Here is a 25,473-nt window from a genome sequence, read left to right as displayed (position 1 = left end):
GATCGGCAGGAAATATATGCAAAGAGGTATTCCTTTTACATAGAGAACCACGGATGGGAGATAGTAGGAACACCTACTACCTTTTAAAAAGAAGGTGAAAACATCATTGTGTCCTGCAACAAAAGAGTACGAGCTGAAGATTGACCATCATACATTGTCGATTACAAATCCTGACAAGCCTCTATGGCCACAGGCCAAGGTAACCAAGCTAGATTACTTGCGCTATTTGCTGGTTGTCGCAGCCCCACTCCTACGGTATAGCAAAGATCGACTCTTAACCGTCATTCGCTACCCTCACGGAATTGGTGACAAGCACTTCTATCAAAAAAACGCCCCTGACTATGCGCCTGACTGGATACAAACGCATACGTGGGAAAATGTTCGTTATGTCCTGTGCAATGACCGGGCGACACTCGTGTGGATGGCAAATCAAGCGGCCTTGGAGTGGCACGTCTCCTTTCACCTCGCCAAGGATGAGACTCCGACAGAGCTCGTTTTTGACCTCGACCCTTCCACAGATGATTTTGCCGTCGTGATAGAGTCTGCCCTCTTGCTGAAACAGTTGCTCGATGAATTACAGCTTCCTTCATGGGTCAAAACATCTGGTTCCAGCGGCTTGCAAATATACATTCCGATTGAACTCCGCTATACGTTTGAACAGACACGCCAGGTCGGACATTTCATCGCATCCTATTTAGTCAGCAAGCATCCCTCCCTATTAACTATCGAGCGCTTGGTGAAAAATCGGGGAGATAAGCTGTACATTGACTATTTGCAACACTGGCGGGGGAAAACATTGCCAGTACCTTATTCTACCCGTGCAAAAGAACAGGCAACCGTATCAACACCACTCCTGTGGGAGGAGGTTCCCCATTGTCATCCCACAGACTTCACCGTTTATTCGGTGCCCAAACGGCTGGAAACGTTCGGAGATTTATTCTCATCCGTATCTGCTCCGACGAAACGAGCCTCCCTTGATGCCATCCTCGGCTTTTTGCAGTCCCAGTAAGCCATTAGTTGGAATCCAGCAGCGTATTTGTGCTATACTTGGCACAGATGTTTTGAGGCAAGGAGGCACATTCATGATTGATCCGATCGCAATTGCAATCGGCCCCTTAAAGATTCACTGGTATGGCATTATTATGGGGCTGGCGTTTTTCTTGGGTACTTATCTCGCACGCTACAATTCCAAACGTTCTGGCATTGATCCTGATCACGTCTTGAACATGGTGGTTCTGATCATTCCAGCAGCCATCGTTTGTGCAAGATTGTATTATGTAACGTTTGAATGGGAGCAGTACAAAGACAATCCACTGGACATCTTTGCAGTTTGGCAAGGCGGTTTGGCTATTCACGGTGGATTAATCGGTGGTGTTCTGGCAGGAAGCTGGTATATTCGAAAACATAATCTGCCGTTCCTTCGTTTGGCTGACATTTTTATGCCCAGCGTTATTCTGGGGCAGGCTATCGGACGTTGGGGTAACTTTATTAACCAGGAAGCACATGGTGATGTTGTTTCTGCTGAATTCATGGAGAAGTTCCCTGCATTCATCCGCGAGCAAATGTTTATCGGCGGACAATACTACCACCCTACGTTCTTGTACGAATCGCTATGGAACCTCCTCGTTTTCGCCATTCTCATGTTCATGCTGTACCGATTCAAAAAATTCGATGGACAGGTCTTGTTCAGCTACATGATTCTGTATTCAATCGGTCGCTTCTACATTGAGGGAATGCGTACAGACAGTCTGTTAATAGCCGATACCCTACGTGTCGCTCAATTAGTCAGCCTGTGCTTAATTGCTGCCGGTGTCATCTTGTTGCTCGTGTTTGCACGTAAAAGCAAGCAGACAGGACATTCCCAAAACTCGATCGAATAACGTCAACATGCCATATCCATTGCCACTCAGGTCAGTCCGACTGGGTGGTTTTTTCTTTGCCTTGTCTGAATTGTCGCAATGCAGGAAATAACTAGGAGAAAGAATGAAAAAGGAGAGGAATAAGATGGATGATGGAATTTTGGAAGAGTATCTCGATCGCTACGTACGTATTCATTTTGCTCCAGGTATGATCGGCCAAGGATTATCCGCATATGCAGAAGGCAAATTGTATGATTACAGCCCAAATGGCATATTAATTGAAGAGCGGGATGGCTCACTGGATTATATCCCATTCTCCGCTGTACGCCTCGTGCAAATTAAACCCAAGCCCGGAATATGGGAGCGTTTAACTGGATCAAGTTAATGAAAAAGACACCTTCCCGCGTACTCTACACGGAAAGGTGTCTGTTATCTGTTGGATAAAGCTGTAGCTCTACAGGAATACGTCAAACACGACGTAGCATGCAGCAGCCAAAAGTCCGGTAATCGGAAGGGTAATGACCCAAGTGACCAAAATCCGGCCAGCCAAGCCCCATTTTACTGCGTTCAGCTTTTGCGATGCCCCAACCCCCAAGATGGCGGATGTGATTACATGCGTTGTGCTCACTGGCAGTTTCAAAGCTGTAAAGATTGTGATAATCAAGGCAGAAGACAGGTCTGCTGAGAAACCGGAAATTGGCTTGATTTTCATAATCTTACCACCCAAAGTCTTGATGATACGCCATCCACCAAAGGCTGTACCTAAAGCCATTGCAATAGCGGCTGAGAGTTTTACCCACAGTGGAATAGTGAATTCGCCTGGTTCTTGTACCAAGAAATTACCAGAAATCAGAGCAAGGGTGATTACGCCCATTGTTTTTTGCGCATCGTTGGCGCCATGGCTGAAGGCCTGCCAAGCTGCTGACACGACTTGCATCGAACGGAAATTTCGATTGGTTTTGTGGTACGCTGAGTTACGAACAAACCAAGACACCAGCTTGATCACGACAAAACCTACAGCAAAGGCAACAAGCGGTGATACGATCAACGCTTGGATAATGCTAATGAAGCCTGCCCAGTTAATAGCACCACTTCCTGCGGCACCAAAAGCAGCACCTGCAACGCCGCCGATAATCGCGTGCGAGGACGAGCTAGGAATTCCGAACCACCAGGTGATTAGGTTCCACAAAATCGCAGATGTCAACGCAGCCAAAACGACGACCAGTCCATTTTCCAACTTGAATGGATCGGTAATGCCTCCCCCGATTGTCTTCGCTACACCTGTATACGAGAGTGCACCAATCAAGTTACACAAGGATGCAATAATAATCGCGGTTTTCGGACTTAATGCACGCGTCGAAACAGAAGTCGCAATTGCATTCGCTGTATCGTGAAAACCATTGATAAAGTCAAAAGCTAGCGCCATGATGACGACGAGTACCAGAATAAGCAACTCTGGCGAAAGATCAGGCATTCTTTAACACGATCCCTTCTACCAGGTTGGAGACGTCCTCAGCGAAGTCAGCACAGTCTTCGAGCTTATCGTAAATCTCTTTGAGCTTGATCGCTTCCATAGGGTTGGTATCAGGAGAATTCAACAAATCAGATACCATTTTGCGGTAGTTGGAGTCAGATTCATGCTCCAAATCTTTGATTTCCCCAGCGATTTGTGTCACGACTTTATGATCCAGCTTGCGCAGTGTGCGAATCAGCTCGATCAACTTAGCCGAGCATTTCACCAAAATATTGGCTTGTGCCAGTACACGTGGATCTGGTTGAGTCACTTGGTACAGATACATGCGATCAGCGACACCGTCAATGTAGTCGATCATCGAGTCCATCGTATGAGCGAGTTGGTGAATGTCTTCACGCTCAAGCGGAGTGATAAAAGTAGAGTTTAACTCGTTCATGATGCGACGAACAATCTCGTCTCCTTCTTTCTCAACAGCCTTGATTGCCTTAACCTTTGTTTCTAGATCTTGATAGTTACCTATCATTTCATAGAAAAGATGCGTTCCTTTGTGCACAGTGGCAATCTGCTGCTCGAACAGATCAAAGAAGATATACTTGTTAGATTTCAACATACGGGACTTCTTCACTCCTTTGAATAGATGACACCTAACAGATTATATCGAAAGTTATTGTTTCCGTAAATTTAAAATCAAGGTCAAGTGTGTATATTTTTCTTTAAGGAATTATTAAGTTTTTGTAAATGCCCTTTACAATTTAAAAAAACACTCGTGTCAAGAGGGATGACGAGTGTTAGTCTTGCCAATATTTATCTTTTCATTCGATGCAACCATCATGCAATCTTTCCTTTTTTTCGCTTCATACATAAGCATATCTGCTTTTTTCGCTAACTCTTCCGCTGTTGAAGCATGGTGTGGATACGAGGCCACTCCGATGCTTACCGTGACACCTGAAAGAGCGTGCCTCACTTGGTTTTGAATACGTTCTCCGATTGCCAGCCCTCTTAATGTGTCCGTATGCGTTAACAGTACGACGAATTCTTCCCCACCCCATCTTCCAACCGTATCTTGTTTACGAACACTTGCTTGCAGGAGTCTTGCAAATTGGCAAAGGAGTCGGTCGCCTTCCAAATGGCCATATGAATCATTGAATATTTTGAAATTATCCAAATCAATAAACAATAAAGTAACAGATTGATGATTGCTTTTTGCCAACTCCACTTCTTCAACCAACTTGTCCAGAAATCTCCGATTGACGAGAACGCCTGTAAGTGAATCGTGATAAGCCATCTGCCGCAACTGATCTACATATTTTCCTATTTGATAGGCAGCAAGTGTCTGAATGACAGACACAAGTAAAAGAAAGACAATCATACTCTCATCCGTCGGCAATCCGTATCCGACTAACCAAACCGAGATGATCACACAGGACACACCCAAGCTAATCCAGCGTGAGCCCAAAGTACACTACCCCCAATCTATCCGATGTAAACCTCTTTCCATTCGGACATTAGACCTATCTATCAAAGTTTTTAGTAGGTCTTTTTTCGTATAATCAGGAATATTTTACCTATCTTTTTTTGTAAGTTCAAGCAAAACCACGAAACTGTCACTTATTCATTCAAACGAATCTTGGAAAAATCCTGACAACCAGCCTGTGGTCTACACATGGGGCAAGATGAATTGGAACCAATTGGAAGGGACAAGCTAATGGCTAATAAAAACAGACGGGAGTGAATGAATGTATGCCCCGTATTGAAGCAGTAGCTACAGCAGTACCTCCCCACGAGATTACACAAGAGGATTCCATGAAGCTGGCACGCTTATTCTTTCAAGATGCTTTTCCCGACATAGACCGCTTGTTACACGTATTTGCACACAGTCACATTCAAAAGCGACATTTTAGCATGCCAATGGATTGGTTTTTGGAGGACCGACCATTTGCAGAGAAAAATCAATTGTATATCGAGCATGCGGAAGCCTTGGCAGAGGAAGCAGCCCGAAAGTGTTTGACAAAAGCTGGTGTCGAGCCGTCATCCATCGATTGTCTGATGTTTGTATCCAGCACGGGAATTGCGACCCCAAGCCTTGATTCTCGCTTGCTCCACCGTTTAGGACTCCGTCCGCAAGCAACCCGTGTTCCGTTGTGGGGCCTGGGCTGTGCCGGTGGAGCGATGGGATTGTCGCGAGCATGTGAGTACACCCGGGCTTATCCCTCGCGGCGAGTATTGCTTGTGAGCGTAGAACTGTGCGGCTTGACCTTCATCCGACAAGATTTGTCCAAAAGCAATTTGGTCGCAACGTGCCTATTTGGAGATGGAGCTGCAGCCGTATTAATAGAAGGAGACCAAGTCTCGTCCTCTTCTGACGCACCCAAGGTCCAATTTTGTGATGCACGAACGACAACATGGCCCGATACCGTAGATGTCATGGGATGGAAATTGACCGATCCGGGGTTAAAAGTCATTTTCTCTCGCGACATCCCTACTCTCATTCGTTCTTCGATGCGAGAAAACGTCGAGAGCTTTTTGTCACCGCATGGCATGTCTATTGATCATCTGCGTCATTTCATTTTCCATCCAGGTGGAGCCAAGGTATTAACGGCTTACCAACGGTCTCTGGGTATTGGCACAGAAGCCACTCGTTTTTCTGAAGATGTCTTAACCCATTTTGGAAACATGTCTTCCCCTACGGTTCTGTTCGTCTTGGAAAAAAGTATGGAGAGGGCGTGGGAGCCAGGAGATCGTGGTTTAGTCGCTGCGCTTGGACCTGGATTTAGCTCCGAGCTGTTACTTCTGGAGGCGAGATAGTCATGTTGCTCTTCTTTGGATTCGTTATGTGTGTAGTCGTGTTGCAGCGGCTGGTTGAGCTTCTTGTTGCCGTGAGGAATGCCCGCTATATCCGCTCGAAAGGGGGCTACGAGGTTGGGGCGAGTCATTACAAATACATTGTCCTTCTTCATCTTCTCTTTCTTCTCTCGCTTATTTTCGAAGTGGTGGGCAAAGGTAGCGCCATGGTTCTGCCCTCTTGGTGGGCGGTTCCGTTCAGCCTGTTTTTGATCGCGCAAGGGCTTCGTTACTGGTGTATTCGCAGCTTGGGAAAAAGGTGGAATACCCGCATCTTCATACTCCCAGGCGAGGCTCCGATCAAGCGAGGTCCTTATCGGTTCATTCGTCACCCCAACTACTTGGTCGTATCGCTTGAGCTGCTCCTACTCCCCCTGACATTTTCCGCTGTGACAACTGCCTTGACGTTTTCACTCTTGAATGCCTGGCTGCTTTTGCGTATACGGATTCCCTTGGAAGAAGCAAGCATCTACAATGGTCATAGCGAGTCATAAAACCGAAAAGCCTTTGGCACACGCACATGCCAAAGACTTTTTTATCGAGCAAAAGGTTTATCACTTGTCATTCTGCGGGAAAAGAAAAGAAGCTGTTACTCTTTCCCGTGAGGTGGATCAAGTGAATCGTACAACCATAGTGGAGCCTCAGGAGACGAAACGTATCATCATCCGAGACTTTTTCGCTTTGATTGAAACGGTACCGAACAAGGACGACCAGGCTAGTATTCAAACCTTTCTTCGCTATTTGCAAAGTCTGCTAAGAATCAAGCAAGTCGTTCCTCCGGTTGTGGAAATCATGACGGTCATCAAACAAAACAAGCCACTTCTCTACCACGCGGCACGCAGAATTACTCTTCCTTCAAGCAATCTACACATGCTATTTCAGCTAGAAATGGATATTATGCTTGCCCACGAAAGGCTCCGTCAGTACGACAAATGATTTGGGTAGGCTTTGCCTTACCCTTTCAAGTTTTCTGGATTCAAACATTCAAGCTCTGCAATGACAAAACGACCATCTTTGCGAATCAGGACGTCGTCAAACCAGATTTCCCCTCCGCCCCAATCCGGACGTTGGATGGAAACCATGTCCCAGTGCACAGACGATTTGTTCCCATTGTATGCTTCGTCATAGCATTGACCAGGCGTGAAGTGGAAGCTTCCGTCTATTTTTTCGTCAAACAAGATATCTTTCATCGGGTTGCGAATGTAAGGATTCACACCAATAGCGAATTCCCCAACAAATCGCGCTCCCTCGTCCGTATCCAAAATTTGATTCAAGCGTTCGGTATCGTTCGCTGTTGCTTCCACAATTTTGCCATCCTTGAAGGTCAAGCGAACATTTTCGAAAGTGAAGCCGTGGTATGGAGTTGGCGCATTATGAGTGATAACACCATTTACGGAATCCTTCACAGGTGCTGTATACACTTCACCATCTGGAATATTGCGCAGGCCAGCACATTTCACAGCAGGAATGTCCTTGATTGAGAAGGTGAGATCCGTTTCAGGCCCTACCAGGCGTACCTTGTCTGTGCGATTCATCAAGTCAACCAGACTATCCATTGCTTTGTCCATTTTTGCGTAATCCAGGTTACATACTTGGAAGTAAAAATCTTCAAAAGCTGCTGTAGACATATTCGCAAGCTGTGCCATGGAAGGATTCGGGTAACGAAGAACAACCCACTTCGTTTTCGGTACGCGCACGTTCATCACTGGCAGCTCATACAGGCGAGAGTAGATGCTGAGCTTGTCACTTGGAACATCCGCCATCTCATTGATGTTGTTTGCTGCACGAATTCCGATGTAACCTTGCATTTTCTCCATGAGTTCAACTTCATGTTGAGCCATGGTCTTCAACTGCTCTTCATTGCAATTCATTGCGATTTCTCGGCTTACGGCGGGATCAATCAATTGAACATAAGGACTGCCGCCTGCTTTGTAAATCTCACGCACGAGGGCTTGCACCAAATCCGGTGTGTCCCCTTTCGCGTTGATCAAAATGTTTTCCCCTGGCTGTACTCGTACAGAATAGTTAACCAGATTGTACGCTAATTGATCTAATCGTGAGTCTCTCATTCGTGGCACACCCTTTTTAAATTTTCTGATTCCTCTTGTATTTTTACCGATACAATCTACTAAGTCAATAAAAAATTTTTTATCAACGTAATCAAAAGCGGCCAGCCTCCTTGCATCCAGGCTGGCCTTGCTCTTTTCCTATGTTTTTACATCGTCTGTTCCCTGTCCTCAATGGTTCCCATCTTGTAGATGTCACTGACCAACTCCTGCGTCGTAGCAAGACCAGCCGTATATTCGTCTGCCTCTTGATAATAAACAGCTCCGCCTGCATCCTCCGTGCCCAGCTCTCTTGCTCTGGCTCGAGCCTGATCCTTATCATCACCTGCCATTTTCGTTCCTCCTTTCTTTTGGTTTCTATTCGCTATAGTTTGTACAGGAATCTCCAGATTTACCCGAAAAAAAGACGCCTTGCCCAATCGAGGGACAACGCGTCTTTTGTAAAGGAACTTATTTATTGTTATCAGATTCAGGTGCACTCATTGTCCAACCAGCAGCTGGAGCATTTACAGGAGTGATGCGATTCGTGGTAACAAATTGATCTGTTCCTGGCATCAATGTCCATCCAGCTACAGTAGAGATTACTGGTACGTATTGGCCACTCACCATTACGAACTCATCTTTACCTGGCATCATCATCCAGCCACCTTGTTGAGTCAGCCCTTGAATAGGGTTTTCAGTTTGTGGAGCTACTGGTTTTACTTCTGTTGTAGGTGCAGGTGTTGTTTCAGTTGCAGGCTTTTCTTCTGTTGCAGGTGCTTCAGTAGCTGGCTTTTCGTCAGTTGCAGGTTTTTCTTCAGTAGTCGTTGTAGTTGCTTCTGTTGCAGTAGTCGTTTCAGTAGCTTTTACTGCCTCTTCAGCAAATGCAGCTTGTGTAAACAGAGCTGCTCCTAAGATACAAGAACTCATGATCAGTGTGCTTTTCTTTTTCATATGTGTACACTCCCATTCCCGCGGTACACACTTTTGTCTTGCAAGAATGTCCCCAGACCCGAACTTGATGGCCATGTCTATATGGACTGCTGCATTTTCCTGAGGAAATACGTAAACTGCTCTAACTCGTCGTCATTCAGATTCTCCAGCAGCTTTCCTACTAGTGCTCTCCTGTCGCACAAAAGTCCTTCCAGAGTCGGAATCGCTTGTTGTGATAATGTGACCCACACTACACGTCGATCCTGTTCGTCTCGGACACGGTCGATAAAACCAGCCTTCACTAACCGATTAAGCGCAATGGTGGTGGCACTATTGGACAGTTTCAAAATGGTCGCCAGCTCAGAAACTGTGCTTCGTCCTTTTTGATGTAGCACTCGTAGCAAGATAAACTGCTTTGGACTGATTGACTCCTCTTCTAGCCAATTGTTAATAAAGAAACGAGCAATTTCGACAAATACTCGATCCAGTTCCTCAAGTTTACTGGCACGGGACATATTGCTCACGACATCACCTATTTTCGGAAAATTAATAATATAAGTACTTTTACTATAAAACTATATAGCCTAAGTACCGGAAGATCAAGAGAACTCCCAAAATTATTTCTTTTCACGAAAGATATGTATGAGCCAGACAAAGTGTTTACCACTTAATATTTTTATTGTAAAACTTATTTCAAGAACATCTTAACTCAAACAGGAAAAACTGACAATAGGTAAGCTTGCAAAATAATGTTACGACTTTTTCCGTTTCACCCAAGTAGCCAATTATTTCCTTGAATCATCTTTCGTATCTATTCGTAAAGCATGTATAATGGGAAGACAGCCTTACACACACGAGGCATTTGACTCAGGCATATTTGCCACAGAAACCACATACATAGGAGAATTTCAATGGAACAAACCAACCCTACACCAAAATGGAAAGTGGAATTGCTCGATTGGTTAAAATCTTTTGTCTTGATTGGCGGATTGACTGCCTTTATCTACGTATTTGTCATGGCCCCCTACGTCGTCCAAGGGCGTTCCATGGAAAGTACGTTGCATGACCGCGAGCGCGTCATCGTCAACAAAGCGATTTATTACCTCAAAGAACCGCAACCTGGCGATATCGTCATCATTCATCCAGATGCAACTGGGGACAACTGGATCAAGCGCGTGGTCGCAGTAGCTGGTGACACCGTTGAAGCCAAAAATGATCAAGTGTATGTCAATGGCCAACCTCTCAGTGAAGAGTATTTGGTCGAAAACAAGCTAAAAGCTTCTACAGCAGGTGTGACGTTAACCGAAGATTTTGATCCTGTGAAAATTCCTGAGGGCAGCGTGTTTGTCATGGGGGATAATCGTAACAACAGTATGGACAGCCGCGTCATTGGCCCTGTTCAACTGGATCATGTAGTTGGTCGTGCAGAGGTCGTATATTGGCCGCTGTCCCAGATTCGCCTCCCACGTTAACATTTATTGAGACAGTAAAAAGCCGCTCCTTAACGGGGCGGCTCTTTGCGTTTCGATGACGTTATTTGTGAGCAACTGCCGCTTCAGAAAAATAATCCTCCAAAGTAAGGCCACCTGCCATAATTTCTTTCGCCATTTCTTTCCCTACATAACGTAAATGCCAAGGCTCATACGCATATCCAGTCGTATCTTCCTTGCCTTTCAAGTAACGAATGACGAACCCAAAGTCTGCACAGTTGGCTGCCAGCCATGTTCCTTCAGGTGTCTCAGCGAATGATTCTTCCAAGCGTGTATTTGCATCATATCCGGACACATCCATAGCCAAGCCGGTCTGATGCTCGCTCTTTCCAGGTACGGCACTGTAGGCAGCGGCATGTTCAGCACCTTGCGTCCTTACATACGTTTCGTACAGCGATTTTTGGGTCTTATACGAGCGATAGCCAGAAACGGCATACAGTTCAATACCTTCTGTCTTTGCTTTGGCAAACAGTTCTTCTAATGCTTGTGCGGCTTCTGCTCTCAGCAATCGCTTCTCAACTTTTTCATCAAAAGGAAACGGCACATTCGGCTCTACCAAATCCGGTGGAATATAATCGGCTGGCAATGCCCGCTGTTTATTTACGACAACCGAGAGATCTGTTTCATTCGTAACGGTTGGCACTCCATCCACATCTTTTATCGTCTCTGCAAGAGATGCCCGTTGGGGACGTGCTGTCTCCTCGTTATTTGGCTCAACTGTCGTTGACTGCGTTCCCTCTCCCGCGGACTGTCCATTCGACTCGCTGGATAACAATCCACTTAATGAGGGAGGTTCACATCCACTGAGAAGTGCTACTGATAGTGCTGCGACGATCGCAAGGCTGCTGGTGCGATTTTTGTTCATGATCGATCCTCCTGGTTCCTTACAGACACATATGTTCTGCTCTACCTTACCATGGAGTTATACGAAAGAAAAGGTAGATAGGTCACGCTTTTTCGGTGATATATTCCTCGTTTAGGTTTTTGACAAGCACCGGTAACCATTCATCCAGCGACCAAAATGGGAAGCCCGCGGCTTTAGCCTTACCGTTATCCATGTAAAAGGATGCTACAAATCCAAAGGGAGATGCATCAGAAGCATCTGTCGTTGGCTCCATTCGGGCGGGTTTTCCGACTGTTTGCCCAATCATCTCCATCAACTCAGCAAGCGAAACAGTCCCATCGGAGCACGCATTCACTGGCCCTGTTATGGACGTTGTCGCCACCCATGCCAAAAATTGAGCTGCTTCCTGTGCATGTATGAAGCACATCTTGGCAGCGGGATTCGTGAGACCAATCGGTCGTTCCTCTTGCACATGCTCAATATGAAACCATAGCCGACGGGTGTAATCGTCTTCGGCTAGCACAATCGGAAAACGAACAGCTACAACAGGGAAGGCCTTCTCCTCAAAAAAGACGGCTTCTGCTTGACGTTTGCCTTCTTGATAGGTCGTCTCGTCTCTTGTTTTCCGGTTGATTTCATACGAGAATGGATCAAACGCTTCTTCCTGTAGTGGTTCCTCTGCATAATCGTAGACGGACAGGGTAGAGGTCAAAACGTACTTACCCACTTTCCCCCGAAAAACCTTACACGCATCCATTGCATTTTGAGAGGAATAACAGATGTTATCGTATACTACGTCCCACTGCTCTTCTCCCGCAACTGCCAGTGAATGGACGTCATCGCGATCAAGCGTCATTCTTTTGACAGAGGCAGGCAACTCCACTTGGGTAAGCCCCCTTGTTGCCACCGTTACGTCCGCCCCAGCTTCAACAAGAAGCTGGACCAATCGCTTTCCAAAAAATCGCGTTCCTCCGAGTACAAGTACCTTCTTCATTTTTTGCTACATCCTTTCCGTGATCAGTCTACTTTTTGCGATTCAACTCGATGGACCGCTCTCCTTCCTTCCATATGACCGTATAGCCCAGCTTCTCGCCAACTTTTTTGACAGGCAGGTAAGGAATTCCCTTCACCATGACCACATCAGACTGGAAGGACGTCACTTTTTGTCCCAACCCTAACAGCAACTTGTTGGCGTGAACATACGCGACTCCATCTATCATCGCTTTTTGCTCTGCTGTATATGGGTACACATTGCCGTTTACTCGTAAATCAAAGGGGCCTTCTTTTTCTTTTGGCGACTGGATTGGCTGAGCAGCCGTATACGCGATGGCATCGACCCCGAGAACAGTACCCTCGCGTGTGTTATCCGCTCCGCCGTACATTTTTCCCGTTTCATAATCGTACACAATCGCTTGGACGTTACCAATGTTCGTCGGTTCCTCGGCAAAGACGTGACCTTTTGCCATCAATTGCAGGATGACATCTTGGTCAATGCCCGCCTCCCACGTCACATTTGGATAGCTGCTAGAAAAAATGCGTGGTGCACGGATGGCATCCTCAATTTCCATTCCATGATCGATCACATTGAGAATCGTCTGCGATACGGAGGCGATAATCGTGGAGCCACCAGGTGAGCCAATTGCTAAAAAAGGCTTCCCGTCTTTTAGCACCATAGTTGGCGTCATGCTCGAACGTGGGCGCTTGCCGGGCTCGACCTGATTGACACCGCCAGGAATCGCGTCAAAATCCGTAAGCTCATTATTGAGCATGAAGCCGTAACCCGGAACCATCACACCGCTTCCAAAAATATCTTCAATGGTCGTCGTATACGAGACAATATTCCCCCATTTGTCCATCACAGAGAAGTGCGTAGTCTGCTTGACCGGAGATTGATCTCTCAGTTTTATGGACACCTCTGGCTTTTTGCCAGGATCGTACTTCCAAGGGTCTCCTGCCACTACATTGGCATTCGCTGTCTCTTCACGAATGAGCTGACGCCGTTCCTTGATGTATTCGTCTGCAATCAGCCCCTTTTTCGGTACCGGATAAACGTCCTCGTCCGCCATATACGCCGCCCGATCTGCGTAAGCGAGGTGGTTGGCTTCAATCAGATGATGCAAATAGGCTACCGACCCGATTCCGTCCTTTTTGTTTTCGTAGCCTTCCATCAGCTTCAAAATCTGAATCAGTGTCAAGCCGCCAGAGCTGGGGGGTGCCATCGAAATCACTTCATATCCGCGATACATGCCACGGACTGGTTCACGCTCTTTTACTTGATACGCCTGCAAATCATCGAGTGTCATGGAGCCACCCGTCCTTTGTACCTCCTCGACGAGAGCCTTGCCAATTTCCCCTTCATACAAGGCATCCGAGCCTTTGTCGCGGATGATCTTCAACGTTTTCGCCAATTGGGGTTGAATCAGCATCTCACCTTCTTTGAGTGGAACGCCGTTTGGCGCAAACACCTGTGCGGCCGTCCCGTGCTTCTTCAGCTTTTCCATGGAATTGGCAATAAATTGAGCAGACACCCAGTTGACGCGTACTCCTTTTTCCGCCAGTTCAATCGACGGTTCTATCACTTTTCCCAGATTCCATGTCCCATACGATTTCAACGCCTGTTCTACACCCAGCAATGTCCCCGGGATACCTACGGCCTGACCGCTTGTATGTCTCTCCTCAAATGGGATCGGCGTACCATCTGCCCGCAAAAACATATCGGGAGTCACTTGGGCAGGCGCCACTTCCCGACTATCTATCACGGTCACTTTGTTCTGATCCTTCACGTAAATCATCATGAAGCCACCACCGCCGATACCGGACATATACGGTTCTGCCACATTCAGAGCAAATTGGATCCCAGCGGCAGCGTCAATCGCATTGCCACCCTTTGCCAAGATATCTCTACCGACCTGCGCCGCTGCTGGATGAGAGACCGCGACAATTCCCTTTGTAGCTCCTTGCACACCTGCTGGCACACCTGGGACTTTTCCCATCGCAAAATGAGGAAACGAAAGCACGGAAACAATCGAGAGGGCAACCAACATCCCTTTTTTCATGCGATCCCTCCTATTCCATTTCATTACTTCTTCTATTATTATAATTTTCAGCATTTTTTAAGGTCAACCCACATTCACAGTTGCCTAGGCAAACTTTTCTCTACAGAAAAAAACACTCTTCTGCAGCAAGACTTGTCGTCTTCACAGAAGAGTGTTGCGATTTTTGCTTATGGCATGACGACCAAATTGCTCACCACGCGTCGTTCTTTGCCGCCAGAAGGCTTGTTCAACAGCTTGCCATTGTAATAAAACGCACTGGAGCCGCCGCCGTCGAGGTTATACGCATCCACGACATGCCACTCTTGCAGCTTTCTTTGCGCTTCCTCCAGCGTAACGCCATTACTCCAGCCATCTCGTCTTCCATCAATGACAATCAGCAGCAAATCGCCGTTGTCAAAATGGCCGATTAGCGTTCGCGGTTGACGCGCATTCGCCCAATCACGAGGAATAGGCAATCGCTTTCCGTCTTGCAAGAGACGCGGCAAAAAGCTCGCTCCCTGCAATATCCCTTGTTGCGTAATTTGCGCCTGCGTCTTGATGTTTGTTCCGACCAGATGACCTTTGTTGTTGAAACCGACAAAGCTCAGCTTCGCATTATTGGAAAAGGTACGAATCTTGCCGTCAACAACCGTAATACCTAACGGAGTCAGATTGCCCTGCTTGTCCGACATAAAGCCGCCTGCATTGATCGCAAGAATGGCTCCTGTACGCTTACCAGCTTGGCTCGTCGTTTCTCCCTTACTTTTTACAGAGTTGTTGGCCAGCACCATTTTCAACGCGTTCGGATTATTGAGGCGAACTTTGGCCATATAGCCACGGTATCCGCCTTCTTGCAGGGAATAGACTTTCACTGTCGAGTTTTTCCCGAAGTGTTGACCGATCGGCTTGCCTAGCATGTTGGACAAGATCGTGTCCAATACATCCGCAGATTTTTGTGTCTGGGATTTGCTCGCTTCAAGTGCGCTGCTGATCTTCTTGTTTTGTTGCTCGTATTCTTTCTGTTCCTTTTTCGAGCGATCACGGATATCTTCGATGACGAATTCTACATTTCGAAGCTGCTCCTTGGTGTCGTTGAGCCGTTCCCCCAGCTCATCTGCCTGGCTCTTCGCTACGGCAGAAGGGAGCTTTAGGCCTTCTGTCTGGAGCTTGTCCACTGGATTGTCCAGCGCAAAAGCGACCAAAAAACCGAGAGCAGGCGCCAACAGAAAGAGAAAGAAACGGTTTATCTTACCAAGCACGGGCAGCATCCTCCAATTTTTTCAGAGATGCTTTCAAATCAACCAGCTGTTTGTTGAGCTGGTCAACCCGATCCTGCAGAGCTTCTTTGGTCTTGTTAGTGCCACCAATGGTTTCACCAGTCAATGCCAAATCTTCTTCCAGATTTCCCAGACCCTTCTGGACATTTTGCATTTCTTCCTGCACCAGAGTCAATTGATCTCCCAATGCCTTCATCTGCTTTTGATTATCTTCTTGCATTTGATCAATTCGTTGGTTCACAAATTGCTGCTGCTTGTCCAACGTATAAACAGCAAAGGCATATCCAGCATAGGCAAGTCCCACCCAGACCAGAACGGCCAAAACGATTGGTAGTAAAGGGCGCTTACCTTCTGTCTGGGAGGGAATCAATGCCTGAAAAAGGCTGCCTCTTCTGCGTCTTCCTTTCTGCTTCCCGTTTGCCGGGAGTGGCAGTGTGGGTGACGAAGTCGATGACGTTCCCATGTATTTGTCGTCCATCGGCTCCCTCCTCCTTTCTGTGGCATAGAGTGAGGTTTCATTATAACATAGAAAGTTTTTGAAGCAGCATTTTGCTGAATAATGGAAAAATACGTCGAGAAAAGAAAATACCGCCAATATTTTTTGGCGGTACTTCGCTTTATTTTCGGAGTTGAAATTCGTGTTGCAGCTGATTGTGCAGTCTTTGCAAAAACAGGATCGGGTCTTCCTTTGTATTCTGTTCGTCGACAAGCTCTAATTTTTTGCGCATGATGCTGGCAATTTGATTCCCGAGTTCATATTTTTTCGCGTGAGATAAAGAAGTTAGTCTGCTGATGAAGGAGGAAAGCAACTGCCAGTCCTCTCGGGTAATCGCCTGTTTTTGGCGCTCGTCAAGTACGAGCAGCGCATGATTCAAATCAAAGCCGTTTGGCTGTTTGTCTTTCTTTTTCTGAAAAAGAGCCGATCGCTGTCCTGACTCCACCACGACAATTGTGCCCGCTACCATATCGCCAATTCGCTTATCACGGGGGTGGAAAAAGCATACGAGCGCCCCGAGAAAATAACCTGTTGGCATTGCGTCAATGATCCGAAACAAATTCCGGATCGTCGAGGAAACAAACGTCGCAGGCTGTCCGTTATCACGGATGACCCGTATTCCCACCAGCCTTTTGCCAACAGTCTGACCGCCCCAGAATGCTTCCTGTAACCAATAGTAGCCAAAATTCACTACGAAGATTACCAGGAGGACGATGGCCAACGCGTAGTTGCCAGAATCCAGGAAAAAATCATCTTCCTTTCCAAATAAAACTATACCAAACAAAATAAATACAGTAAGATTAACCAGGAGCAAAATTCCTGTATCAATCAGCATCGCAGTGGCACGGCTGCCTAGACCTGCCGTCTGAAATCGCAGCATCACATGCTCGGGCGTCACGACAGACGCTTCTCGATTAGCCCCACTGACGTATGTCGGTTCATTCATGATGTTTTTCTTCCCCCCCTCGAAACTTTGAGGTTTTTTCGAGTTTTAAACACACGCTAATGCAAGGAGGCATTATACATGGATATTACCTCGTTTTGGCACAAGCATAAAGCCTCTTGGGCCGAACTGGAACAATTAGTGGAGCGTTTTACCCGACAACCTCGGCACATCAGTGCTACCGATATTGATCGCCTGACTCAACTGTACAAGAAAACGTCTGCTCATTTGGCCTATGTACGCTCCTACCATCCTGCAGACGAGATCACACTCTACTTAAATCAACTCGTTTTACGTGCACATAATTTGGCTTACAAGCAGCGAACAGGCAGTTGGCAGCAGCTCAAGCATTTCTTTGGTAGCTACCTGATGGGTCTCGTACATAAGCGAATGAGCTTCATTGGTGTGGCAGCGCTTCTCTTCATCATCGGTGGTATTTCTGGCTTTGCCGCTGTTATGGTCGATCCACTCAATCTGTATTATGTCTTGCCACAAGGGATGGCTGAGCAGATCGATCCATCCAGGCTGGGAGAAGGGCACGACTCACTCGACAATCCGGTCATCTCCACGATGATTATGACCAACAACATCAAAGTTGCGATGCTGGCCTTTGTCAGTGGAATAACATTCGGAATCGTCCCTATCTACCTTCTCTTGTTCAATGGCCTTCTGGTTGGAGCTTTGGCAGCCGTCTACTATCAGGCAGATAGCAGCTATGCGTTTTGGGCCTACATTTTGCCACACGGCGTGATCGAGCTGACAGCCATCTTTATTGCTGGCGGAGCAGGTCTTCACATGGGGTACCGCCTGCTTGTTCCCGGACGCTACGCACGAAGACATCAATTTTTGGAGGCGGCAAAAGAGTCTGCGCACCTACTTTTGGCTACTATCCCACTCTTGTTCATCGCGGGAATCATCGAGGGCTATATTACTCCATCGAGTCTCTCTCTCGAGGCCAAGTACATCGTAGCTGTCGGCACGTTACTTTTGCTGATTGCCTGGTACCTTATCGGATACAGACCCGATTCTCACAAAGCTTCTCTTGATTTGATGTCCAAATAAGTATTGATAACCGTCAGCGTCAATTGATCGGCCGGAACGTCCAGTACCTGGATACCCGCGCCGATCATTTTTTGTTGAAATGCCCTGCGATCGAGCTGGAACCTTTGAGCTACCGCCTTCGTAAATGCCAAGCTACTGTTACTCGTGTCTATATGACTCCATTCATGCAGAAGCGGATCTGCCAAAGACAGCAGCAAGAGCAAATGTGAACGGCGCATCCGCCACAAATAATTGCTCAACTGATCTTCGACGAGATAGTTTTCCATATCTGAAAAAAGAACCACCAAGCTCCTTCTCTTCTGCTGGCGATTCAAAAATTCAAGCGCCTTCGCCGGATCAGCCTCTACAAAATCACTCGTCAGGTTGTAGGTGGCCTCCAAAAGGGTGTGCAAGTGGTGCAGCCCTCTGCCTGGAGGTATGTACGTCTTGATCTCATGTGAATAGGCCAGTAGCGCTACCTGATCTCCTTGGCGCAATGCCACTGCCGCTAACGTGAGCGCAGACTCCAGCGATCGATCCAGTCTCGTCTGGTTATCCAGCTCGACGCCCATCAGCCTGCCGCAATCGATCAGAATGGTGATCACCTTGCCATGCTCTGGTCGATATTGGTTCGTCATCAGACGTCGGGAACGTGCTGAAGCAGACCAGTTAATCATCCGAGGATCATCATCAGGCACGTAATCTCGGATTGCATGGAATTCCGTACCCGCTTTCGCCCTGCGCATGATTTTTTTCCCGTCGACGATCAGGCTTTCCTGCAACGAAGCCAAATAGCCACGAACGGCTGAAAGGTCGGGGTATACTTTGATCGTTTGTTCACACGCAAAGCGGCTTTGGCGATACCACAAGCCGAGCTTGCCATGCCACCGCATGTAAAGCCAGCGGAACAAGTACTCTCCGCGTTCTTTTCCTCTTGTTTCAAAACTTATGTTGGTGAAGGGTTGCTCCATCACACCCGTGACCGGTCCTGCTTCTTCAAATGACCGCGGAAGATCATCCACGATGGAGTATGCAACGGTTTGCCCGCTTCTGTTCGCAAGCTCAAGCTCAATCGAGAACGATTGTCCGATATCTGTCTGCTCAGGCAAGATTCGTCGGATCGACAAGTCTTTCCTTTTAGGGATGGTAACCCAATCCAAGATGCTAGCAATCACGAGTAAACCGTTGTACAAAAAGAATGTCGAATAGCCAATCTCCAATAGAAATCCGACGATCGCGATGGGTGTGCCTAGCAAAACTGCCACAAGCAGTCGCTTGGATGGCAAGACAAAACGGTCTGCCAAAAAATCAGCGAGGAACTGGAATAGCCGCCAGCGTCTCTTCGATGATGTGGTCACTGGTACCCCCCTCCAATTCTACCTGCGGTGACAGTATGAGTCGGTGCCGCAATGCAGGTCGGGCCACCATCTTCACGTCATCAGGCGTCACAAACTTGCGATTGTCCAAAAGTGCCCAGGCTTTGCTCGCCATCAACACAGCGATTCCAGCACGAGAGCTGGCACCTAAGAGCAAGCGTTTCGTTTCGCGTGTATTGCGAATCAGTGTCGTAATGTACTCCAAAATCGAATCATCTACAACCACTTCTTCTAATTGGCGTCGTTTCTCCAAAATATCCTCCCATGTAAAGAGCGGCTCTTGATTACGCTCGTGGCTGCGCTTGTAGGGAATATGTTTGGCGAGGATTTGTTTTTCATTTTCATGCGAAGGATACGACATTGTTAGCTTGAACAAAAAGCGATCAAGCTGAGCCTCCGGCAACACGTACGTTCCTTCGTACTCCACCGGGTTTTGCGTGGCGACGACGAAAAACGGATCTGGCAAAGGATAGGTGACACCATGAATCGTCACTTGCCCTTCCTCCATGGCTTCTAAAAGAGCCGCTTGGGTTTTCGGGGGAGTCCGGTTGATCTCGTCTGCCAGCAATAAGTTAGCGAAAACAGGACCTTTGATTGTCTCAAACTGGTTCTGCTGCATATTGAACACCACATGACCAATAATGTCCGATGGCATCATGTCAGGCGTAAACTGGACGCGCTTGCTCACGCCCCCCATCAATTCCGATAAAGTCCTTACCATTTTCGTCTTTCCGATACCAGGTACACCTTCTAGCAAAACGTGTCCACCGGCAACCAAAGCTGTTAACAGTAGTCGAACATTTTGCCGCTGACCAACCAGCTCTTTTTCCATTTGTTGCAACAATTGCTCCACGGTCGTTGTCACTCCTTCTCCAGACGCTTCGTAATCTCATCCAACAAAAGACTGTCTGCAAGCAAGCTCTTCGGCGAGTATCGCCCTTCGTTTTTTGCCTGTTCCAGTCGTTCCAGCAGATGAGCGAATTTCTCTACCTCTTGATTTGTCCATCTTGTTTTGGCATATCGCATGATTTCCACACGATCAGCTCGCTGGTGCACTCCCCACCGATCATGCAACAGTTGTCGCATGTACGCTTCTCGATGGCGCAACGCATCCTGTGCCAGCCCTCTTCGCTCATACCAGCTAGACACGGCGAGCAACGTCTCATCACCACGGCGCACCGTCCATTCCCTAAGCGTATAGACCGGTCCGAAACGTTTTCCTCTCCACCACACATATAGCAAAAGCAGAATACCGAGTTGAATGCAGGCAGCTATGAGCCAGCCCGGGTAGATTGCCAGAAAACCTGGTTTTTCCTGCAAGCCGTGATGGTATTCGTCTACCCAAAGGACCGACCAATCTCCTTGTACATACGGCCAGATCGCTTCAAAGTGGGAAAGTCGATCAATTTTTTGATTGGTTAGCCATTCCGGTACGAGAAAAAACGTGACACTGCCATCTCCCACTTCTGTTCTTCCTCCGAGTATCCCCTGATCGTCGTAGAGAAGTGGCTCCATGTCGTCATCTTCTAAAAATCTCAACGAGGTCTCTGCTTTGCCCATGTACCTGCCCTGGACGAGAGGTCCCTGAATGTTTCGCTCCTGATTTTCTTTTTCCCGGATGTACTCCGTATAAAAGGGAAGGTCTTCCCACTCTGGTCTCGAGTCAAAGAGAATTAGGTCATTGCCTTCACTGACCCAATCCAGAATATCTATCTGTTCCTCTGGCATCAGTCTTTCCGGCTCTACTATGAGCATGGCCTGCCCAGTTGCTGTTGGTAAAAAACGCATAGGCTGCCGCCATTCCTTGACCTGCTTGCCTTTTTCCTCCAGTAGTACGAGCACAGCCTTGATTCCGCTCGGCTGTGCAGACGAGGCCAAGTACGGTGGGAGAGGTTCAGCAGTAGGCTTCACGATCAACCAGCCCACGATGACGAGCAGCAAGGTAGCCACAACGATTCCGACACGATAGGTGCGCAAACTATCCATGCTGTCCCTCCTCGCGCCAGATGCCTTCCAGTTCGTTTACACGCTTCCAGAACGACCCTTCGTCAACAAGTGATTGCCCGTACCAAACAGCGTCGAATTCTCGTGCGAAGCTGCCGAATACATCGCGTAAGCTCGGTTGATTTGCCTCAATTTCTTCTGCGTATTCCCAATTCGTTTTCCATTTCTCCACACGAATCCATGACTTCATTTGCAAATATACCAACAACGCCAAAAACAACGAGCGTTCTCCTTCCCGCCATTCTCCTCGCGCTGCTTTTTCTTTCGCATCACGCAAATAATCTGCATGAGAACGTATTTTTTCACCGTCCATAAACAGCGGTCGATGCTTCTTCTGTACCCAAATCATTCTGCGGAATAACCAGTAAATGATGCCGACCAGTCCCAGTACAGCCATAATGAGCACGAGAGTAGATACGGTATTAGCCGCACCAGTTGGAATATGGGTCCACTCAAAAAGATCGGCAAGCAACTCGATCACAAACTCCATCGCTCTTTGAATCCAGTTCTCTCCACTACCTTGTGGCAAATTGAACTCGTCTCTGGCTAGAATCTCTTGTAAATGCTCCTTGTCATCTACCCAAGGACTCGTGCTAATCATGTGTAACTCCCGGCTCTTGTGCAGGAGTAGGAGTTGCTGGTTCTACTGGTGCAGATGTGGCAAGCTGACGGCTTACTAGCTCTTGTAAATCTGTTCCTTCTTTTCTCACGCGCAGATCAAAGTAAGCCAAAGCGTAAACAATGGCCATCCAAGGGGTCAAGAGGCAGGTAAGTGCAACCAGAATCAATTGCGCGAGGATAGAGGTACCTAAGACACCAGTGAGCACTAATTGCATACCGCTAGAGAACATCGAGTAGATCACACTGAGAACAACAAAAAGACCGAATAAACGCCAAAAGTTTCCTTTTGTCATATTCCAGCTCTGGCCGATTCCGACACCATCGCGTTCGAACAGAACGAGCGGCATATAAAAACCCCAACGAATTAAGAAATAGCCCGGTACGAGCATCATCCCAGCAATTAAGAATAAATAGCCAAATAAAACCAGAACGATCATAAGCACAATGCTGCCTTCATCTGACGGATCAAACAGGGTTTCTAATGTCATTCCACCGGCGAAGGCGAACATAACGAAAATTAATCCATATACGATGACAAATGCTGTCGACACTGCAAACGCGATTACTCCATATAGGAACGTACTGCCCGCGAGCGGCCAAAATCTGCGAAGTGCCCCCTTCAAAGCATCTTTTAAGCTCAAGGTCTCTCCCTCGAGAGCAGCCTTCGTCAGTAAAATCGAACCGGAAATCATTTGCGGATAGGCGATGATCAACAGGATTGGCGCGACAAGGAATATGAATATGAGCAGCATCGGAAGGCTTTGTGTCATAAATTCTTCTTGTCCAGCAAATCTTGCGCCTAACGATTCTGCAAAATCCATACCTTCTGTATCTTGTGCAAGCAAAGGCACCCTGGTCAGATCAACCAAAAGTAGTTGCTGCAGGAGTAACAATGGACCGAACCAAATTAAAGCCAACAAAAAGAATGCTCCAAAATGCTGGCGATACACAGAAAAGCTCTTGTCCAACAGCTTCCCCACTCCCATGGGGGCAATCGGCGTACGATTCATGAGAAACCTCCATCTTTCTTTTTGAGATTACCTGATAAGTATACACGATTTTCCTGGTTTTTTAAAAAAATCATCTAATTTTGCTAATGTTTTCCTGCCTGATTTTGTCAAATCAGGTGTTAGTCCAATACGGTCGTCCCCCTGCTGAATATGATATTGCATTGATAGTAAGGAGGTGTTGCCTTTGAAAGCATTTAGAAAGAAGAAGCTAAAAGCAAACCAAGCCCGCTGCCGCTGCAAGAAGCGATCTACCAAACGCAAATCCAATAGTCTGCTCAGGCAATTACGCCGTTTTGTCCGTATCAACGTTCGCGCACCTCGAGTGAATGTGACCACCCCCATTCCACAAGTAGAGGCACCTGTTGTACAAGTAGAAGCTCCTGTTGTACAAGTAGAAGCGCCCGTTGTACAAGTAGAACCGCCTGTTGTAAAAGTAGAGGCACCATATGTACAAGTAGAAGCTCCGAAGCCAATTGTCATCCCGGCACCATTAGTGAAGGTAGATGTCGAATCGGAAGAATCAGCGGATCAAGTCTGTATAGAAGGGCTTCGTCAAGAACTCAGCCAATGCATGAGAAACGATCAACTAGTGGAGATCTTACTGACGAACGATTGGGGATCTGAGAGTCGTTCTTACCGAGTCGGCAAGCTTCTTAGAGTGGACGAAGGAATCATTGAATTACAAACCTTAACCTCATCGCGAACAAACGGGGCCTCTATCCTTATTCCTATCACCCACATCGTCGCGATTATTCCAAATGCAGAACCTTATTGAAAAAGCTGATATTCTGCGAGGCTTTAGGATTGTCTAAAGATGCGGGGAGTCTGTAAGTAGTAGATTCCCCGCATCATCCCCAATTTCGTGCATACGCTTGTGGGACTAGCCCTTTTGCTCAGACAGGCCTGTCCATTCTTGCAGGACATTGCATGACTCTTTCGTCCCTAAGGTATGAATAAACGCCCACTTCTCCGCTTTCTTTCTGGGAAGTGGGCTGCTAGCATTCACCTTTTGGTTTTACATACCCCTGTTATTCCATACGTCCAGCACATCTCTTGCGACTCGATCCCATGTAAATCTTTGTTCGGCAAGCTGGCGTCCGCTTCTCCCCATTTGACGTTGGAGATCGCGACTGGACAATAATTGTTTCAACTGTACAGCAAACGCTTGAGGGTCCTCCGGCTGTTCGACCAACAGTCCATTGCCTCCGATGATCACCTCAGCATTTCCACCCCGTTTTGTCGTGACAAAAGGCAGACCGGCAGCCATCGCTTCATAATGGACACGTGCCAGTGGTTCCTCCCATTGCGAAGGACAGACAAAAACGTCCCCCGCCCAGAACCAGTGGTGAATCTGATCCGCTGGAACAAATCCCGTTGTAATAACCGGAACCGGCGAACGATTCGCTAATGAGCGTACATACGCTGCATAGTCACTGATTTTATTTTCACCGTACCAGGACCCTCCAACCAAAACGAGAGCGATGTTGGAATGGTAGGAGCGGAGTTCATTCATCGCACGAACCAGAATATCGGCCCCTTTTTTCGGCGTCAATCGTCCTACAAACAAGATCACTTGTTTGTTGCCCAGATTGTGCGTCGCCCGAAGTTCCTGACGAATCTTTTGCGCTGTTTTGGAGCCTTCTACTGGAACGAATGTTTCCAAATTCACTCCTGAATAAATCGTACGAAGCTTGTTTGCGGCTTCGGGATATAGCGAGGCAATGACTCGGCCGACATAATCACTGATGGTGATGATGCGTTCTGTTTCGGCAACAGCTCTAGCAGCTTCTGCCTGCCCTATTTTTACCGGATCAAACATATCATTGTGCATACTTAGAATGATACGTGCGTTCGGGCATACTTCACGAATGATGGGAACCATCCGCGGTCGGTTAAAAACATGGATGACATCATAGTTGTTCACACTCAGGAAAGCGGCTACTTCGCGTGCATAAATCTCGAACACACCTTGCCCATCTACTCGCACATAACGCGCATTGCGAACTTGTTCATCCTTCGGTAGCGTGGGATCCGACGTTCCCAGGATAGTCAGCTCGTGATGCCTCCCCAGAATATCTGCAATCCCTGCAATATAAGTCTGAATCGCTCCCCCTCGTATAGGAGGGACTGGCAATTTTTCTGTACAGATCATGATAACTTTCATCCGTATTCTCCTTTCCCGTT

General features: G+C 47.3%; 28 protein-coding genes. 9 read left to right on the top strand and 19 right to left on the bottom strand.

Annotated features, from left to right (window positions below):
• Positions 1-106 precede the first annotated feature (106 nt).
• From ligD to ASG16_RS22725, 3 genes are all read left to right on the top strand, one after another.
• Positions 107-1,009 (top strand): non-homologous end-joining DNA ligase, encoded by a 903-nt coding sequence (gene ligD / locus ASG16_RS22735; protein ID WP_056486403.1) that lies wholly within the window; start codon positions 107-109, stop codon positions 1,007-1,009.
• Between the two features lie 73 nt (positions 1,010-1,082).
• Positions 1,083-1,880 (top strand): prolipoprotein diacylglyceryl transferase, encoded by a 798-nt coding sequence (lgt, locus tag ASG16_RS22730; protein ID WP_048033596.1) that lies wholly within the window; start codon positions 1,083-1,085, stop codon positions 1,878-1,880.
• Positions 1,881-2,004: 124 nt separating this feature from the next.
• Entirely contained in the window at positions 2,005-2,244 is a 240-nt protein-coding gene (locus ASG16_RS22725; RefSeq protein WP_056486402.1) for a hypothetical protein, read from the top strand.
• 69 nt (positions 2,245-2,313) lie between these two features.
• Here ASG16_RS22725 and ASG16_RS22720 read toward each other — a convergent pair whose 3' ends face one another.
• From ASG16_RS22720 to ASG16_RS22710, 3 genes are all read right to left on the bottom strand, one after another.
• Positions 2,314-3,333, bottom strand: a complete 1,020-nt coding sequence (locus tag ASG16_RS22720; RefSeq protein WP_056486401.1) for an inorganic phosphate transporter — start codon at positions 3,331-3,333, stop codon at positions 2,314-2,316.
• Positions 3,326-3,943, bottom strand: coding sequence for a DUF47 domain-containing protein (locus tag ASG16_RS22715; protein ID WP_007728239.1), 618 nt, complete (start codon positions 3,941-3,943; stop codon positions 3,326-3,328). Before ASG16_RS22715 ends, ASG16_RS22720 begins: the two co-directional genes overlap by 8 nt.
• 159 nt (positions 3,944-4,102) lie before the next feature.
• Complete coding sequence (locus tag ASG16_RS22710) at positions 4,103-4,789, bottom strand: GGDEF domain-containing protein (RefSeq protein ID WP_056486400.1); 687 nt, start codon at positions 4,787-4,789, stop codon at positions 4,103-4,105.
• A gap of 284 nt (positions 4,790-5,073) precedes the next feature.
• On the opposite strand from ASG16_RS22710, the gene ASG16_RS22705 reads away from it, so the two are divergent.
• The 3 genes from ASG16_RS22705 to ASG16_RS22695 are packed head-to-tail and all read left to right on the top strand — an operon-like array spanning position 5,074 to position 7,110.
• Positions 5,074-6,138, top strand: a complete 1,065-nt coding sequence (locus ASG16_RS22705) for a type III polyketide synthase (protein ID WP_056486398.1) — start codon at positions 5,074-5,076, stop codon at positions 6,136-6,138.
• 2 nt (positions 6,139-6,140) lie between these two features.
• On the top strand, positions 6,141-6,668 hold the full coding sequence (locus tag ASG16_RS22700; RefSeq protein ID WP_056486395.1) for an isoprenylcysteine carboxyl methyltransferase family protein: 528 nt from the start codon (positions 6,141-6,143) through the stop codon (positions 6,666-6,668).
• Positions 6,649-7,110, top strand: a complete 462-nt coding sequence (locus ASG16_RS22695) for a hypothetical protein (protein ID WP_241970813.1) — start codon at positions 6,649-6,651, stop codon at positions 7,108-7,110. The genes ASG16_RS22700 and ASG16_RS22695 overlap by 20 nt, the downstream gene beginning before the upstream one ends.
• Positions 7,111-7,127: 17 nt before the next feature.
• Here the strand turns inward: ASG16_RS22695 and ASG16_RS22690 are convergent, their stop codons facing one another.
• The 4 genes from ASG16_RS22690 to ASG16_RS22675 form a co-directional block, all read right to left on the bottom strand.
• Positions 7,128-8,243, bottom strand: a complete 1,116-nt coding sequence (locus ASG16_RS22690) for an aminopeptidase (protein WP_047068072.1) — start codon at positions 8,241-8,243, stop codon at positions 7,128-7,130.
• A gap of 146 nt (positions 8,244-8,389) precedes the next feature.
• Positions 8,390-8,572 carry a DUF4025 domain-containing protein gene (locus ASG16_RS22685; protein WP_056486392.1) on the bottom strand — a complete coding sequence of 61 codons (183 nt, stop codon included), beginning with the start codon at positions 8,570-8,572 and terminating at the stop codon, positions 8,390-8,392.
• 118 nt (positions 8,573-8,690) lie between these two features.
• Positions 8,691-9,173, bottom strand: coding sequence for a hypothetical protein (locus tag ASG16_RS22680; RefSeq protein ID WP_056486389.1), 483 nt, complete (start codon positions 9,171-9,173; stop codon positions 8,691-8,693).
• Between the two features lie 77 nt (positions 9,174-9,250).
• Positions 9,251-9,676, bottom strand: coding sequence for a MarR family winged helix-turn-helix transcriptional regulator (locus ASG16_RS22675; protein ID WP_048033604.1), 426 nt, complete (start codon positions 9,674-9,676; stop codon positions 9,251-9,253).
• 387 nt (positions 9,677-10,063) lie between these two features.
• Here ASG16_RS22675 and lepB point away from each other — a divergent pair, with 387 nt between their 5' ends.
• Positions 10,064-10,624 (top strand): signal peptidase I, encoded by a 561-nt coding sequence (gene lepB, locus ASG16_RS22670; RefSeq protein ID WP_048033605.1) that lies wholly within the window; start codon positions 10,064-10,066, stop codon positions 10,622-10,624.
• Positions 10,625-10,685: 61 nt separating this feature from the next.
• On the opposite strand, the gene ASG16_RS22665 is transcribed toward lepB, so the two are convergent.
• The 6 genes from ASG16_RS22665 to ASG16_RS22640 form a co-directional block, all read right to left on the bottom strand.
• On the bottom strand, positions 10,686-11,507 hold the full coding sequence (locus ASG16_RS22665; RefSeq protein ID WP_056486386.1) for a M15 family metallopeptidase: 822 nt from the start codon (positions 11,505-11,507) through the stop codon (positions 10,686-10,688).
• 82 nt (positions 11,508-11,589) lie between these two features.
• Positions 11,590-12,480 carry an NAD-dependent epimerase/dehydratase family protein gene (locus tag ASG16_RS22660; protein ID WP_056486383.1) on the bottom strand — a complete coding sequence of 297 codons (891 nt, stop codon included), beginning with the start codon at positions 12,478-12,480 and terminating at the stop codon, positions 11,590-11,592.
• Positions 12,481-12,508: 28 nt separating this feature from the next.
• On the bottom strand, positions 12,509-14,542 hold the full coding sequence (ggt, locus tag ASG16_RS22655) for a gamma-glutamyltransferase (RefSeq protein WP_056486381.1): 2,034 nt from the start codon (positions 14,540-14,542) through the stop codon (positions 12,509-12,511).
• Between the two features lie 167 nt (positions 14,543-14,709).
• Positions 14,710-15,789 carry a phosphodiester glycosidase family protein gene (locus ASG16_RS22650; protein ID WP_082517153.1) on the bottom strand — a complete coding sequence of 360 codons (1,080 nt, stop codon included), beginning with the start codon at positions 15,787-15,789 and terminating at the stop codon, positions 14,710-14,712.
• Positions 15,770-16,276, bottom strand: coding sequence for a coiled-coil domain-containing protein (locus ASG16_RS22645; protein WP_056486375.1), 507 nt, complete (start codon positions 16,274-16,276; stop codon positions 15,770-15,772). The genes ASG16_RS22650 and ASG16_RS22645 overlap by 20 nt, the downstream gene beginning before the upstream one ends.
• Positions 16,277-16,415: 139 nt before the next feature.
• Positions 16,416-17,240, bottom strand: a complete 825-nt coding sequence (locus ASG16_RS22640) for an RDD family protein (RefSeq protein ID WP_056486372.1) — start codon at positions 17,238-17,240, stop codon at positions 16,416-16,418.
• 78 nt (positions 17,241-17,318) lie between these two features.
• On the opposite strand from ASG16_RS22640, the gene ASG16_RS22635 reads away from it, so the two are divergent.
• Positions 17,319-18,299, top strand: coding sequence for a stage II sporulation protein M (locus ASG16_RS22635; RefSeq protein ID WP_056486369.1), 981 nt, complete (start codon positions 17,319-17,321; stop codon positions 18,297-18,299).
• Here ASG16_RS22635 and ASG16_RS22630 read toward each other — a convergent pair.
• The 5 genes from ASG16_RS22630 to ASG16_RS22610 are packed head-to-tail and all read right to left on the bottom strand — an operon-like array spanning position 18,266 to position 23,289.
• Positions 18,266-19,636: a DUF58 domain-containing protein gene (locus ASG16_RS22630; RefSeq protein WP_056486366.1), complete on the bottom strand. Its 1,371-nt coding sequence runs from the start codon at positions 19,634-19,636 to the stop codon at positions 18,266-18,268. The two genes, ASG16_RS22635 and ASG16_RS22630, sit on opposite strands and share 34 nt — an antisense overlap.
• Positions 19,587-20,507 carry an AAA family ATPase gene (locus tag ASG16_RS22625; RefSeq protein WP_048033614.1) on the bottom strand — a complete coding sequence of 307 codons (921 nt, stop codon included), beginning with the start codon at positions 20,505-20,507 and terminating at the stop codon, positions 19,587-19,589. The genes ASG16_RS22630 and ASG16_RS22625 overlap by 50 nt, the downstream gene beginning before the upstream one ends.
• An 8-nt stretch (positions 20,508-20,515) precedes the next feature.
• Complete coding sequence (locus ASG16_RS22620; protein ID WP_056486363.1) at positions 20,516-21,640, bottom strand: DUF4350 domain-containing protein; 1,125 nt, start codon at positions 21,638-21,640, stop codon at positions 20,516-20,518.
• On the bottom strand, positions 21,633-22,259 hold the full coding sequence (locus tag ASG16_RS22615; RefSeq protein WP_056486360.1) for a DUF4129 domain-containing protein: 627 nt from the start codon (positions 22,257-22,259) through the stop codon (positions 21,633-21,635). The genes ASG16_RS22620 and ASG16_RS22615 overlap by 8 nt, the downstream gene beginning before the upstream one ends.
• Positions 22,252-23,289, bottom strand: coding sequence for a DUF7847 domain-containing protein (locus ASG16_RS22610; protein ID WP_056486358.1), 1,038 nt, complete (start codon positions 23,287-23,289; stop codon positions 22,252-22,254). The genes ASG16_RS22615 and ASG16_RS22610 overlap by 8 nt, the downstream gene beginning before the upstream one ends.
• A 175-nt stretch (positions 23,290-23,464) precedes the next feature.
• Here ASG16_RS22610 and ASG16_RS22605 point away from each other — a divergent pair, with 175 nt between their 5' ends.
• On the top strand, positions 23,465-24,064 hold the full coding sequence (locus tag ASG16_RS22605) for a hypothetical protein (RefSeq protein WP_241970812.1): 600 nt from the start codon (positions 23,465-23,467) through the stop codon (positions 24,062-24,064).
• Positions 24,065-24,304: 240 nt separating this feature from the next.
• On the opposite strand, the gene ASG16_RS22600 is transcribed toward ASG16_RS22605, so the two are convergent.
• Positions 24,305-25,453 (bottom strand): glycosyltransferase family 4 protein, encoded by a 1,149-nt coding sequence (locus ASG16_RS22600; RefSeq protein ID WP_056486353.1) that lies wholly within the window; start codon positions 25,451-25,453, stop codon positions 24,305-24,307.
• Between the last annotated feature and the right edge of the window lie 20 nt (positions 25,454-25,473).

The organism is Brevibacillus sp. Leaf182 (genome assembly GCF_001423865.2).
Classification (GTDB): Bacteria; Bacillota; Bacilli; order Brevibacillales; family Brevibacillaceae; genus Brevibacillus; species Brevibacillus brevis_C.
The sequence above is the reverse complement of the archived record's forward strand: the minus strand, read 5'-3'. Positions and strand labels throughout refer to the sequence as shown.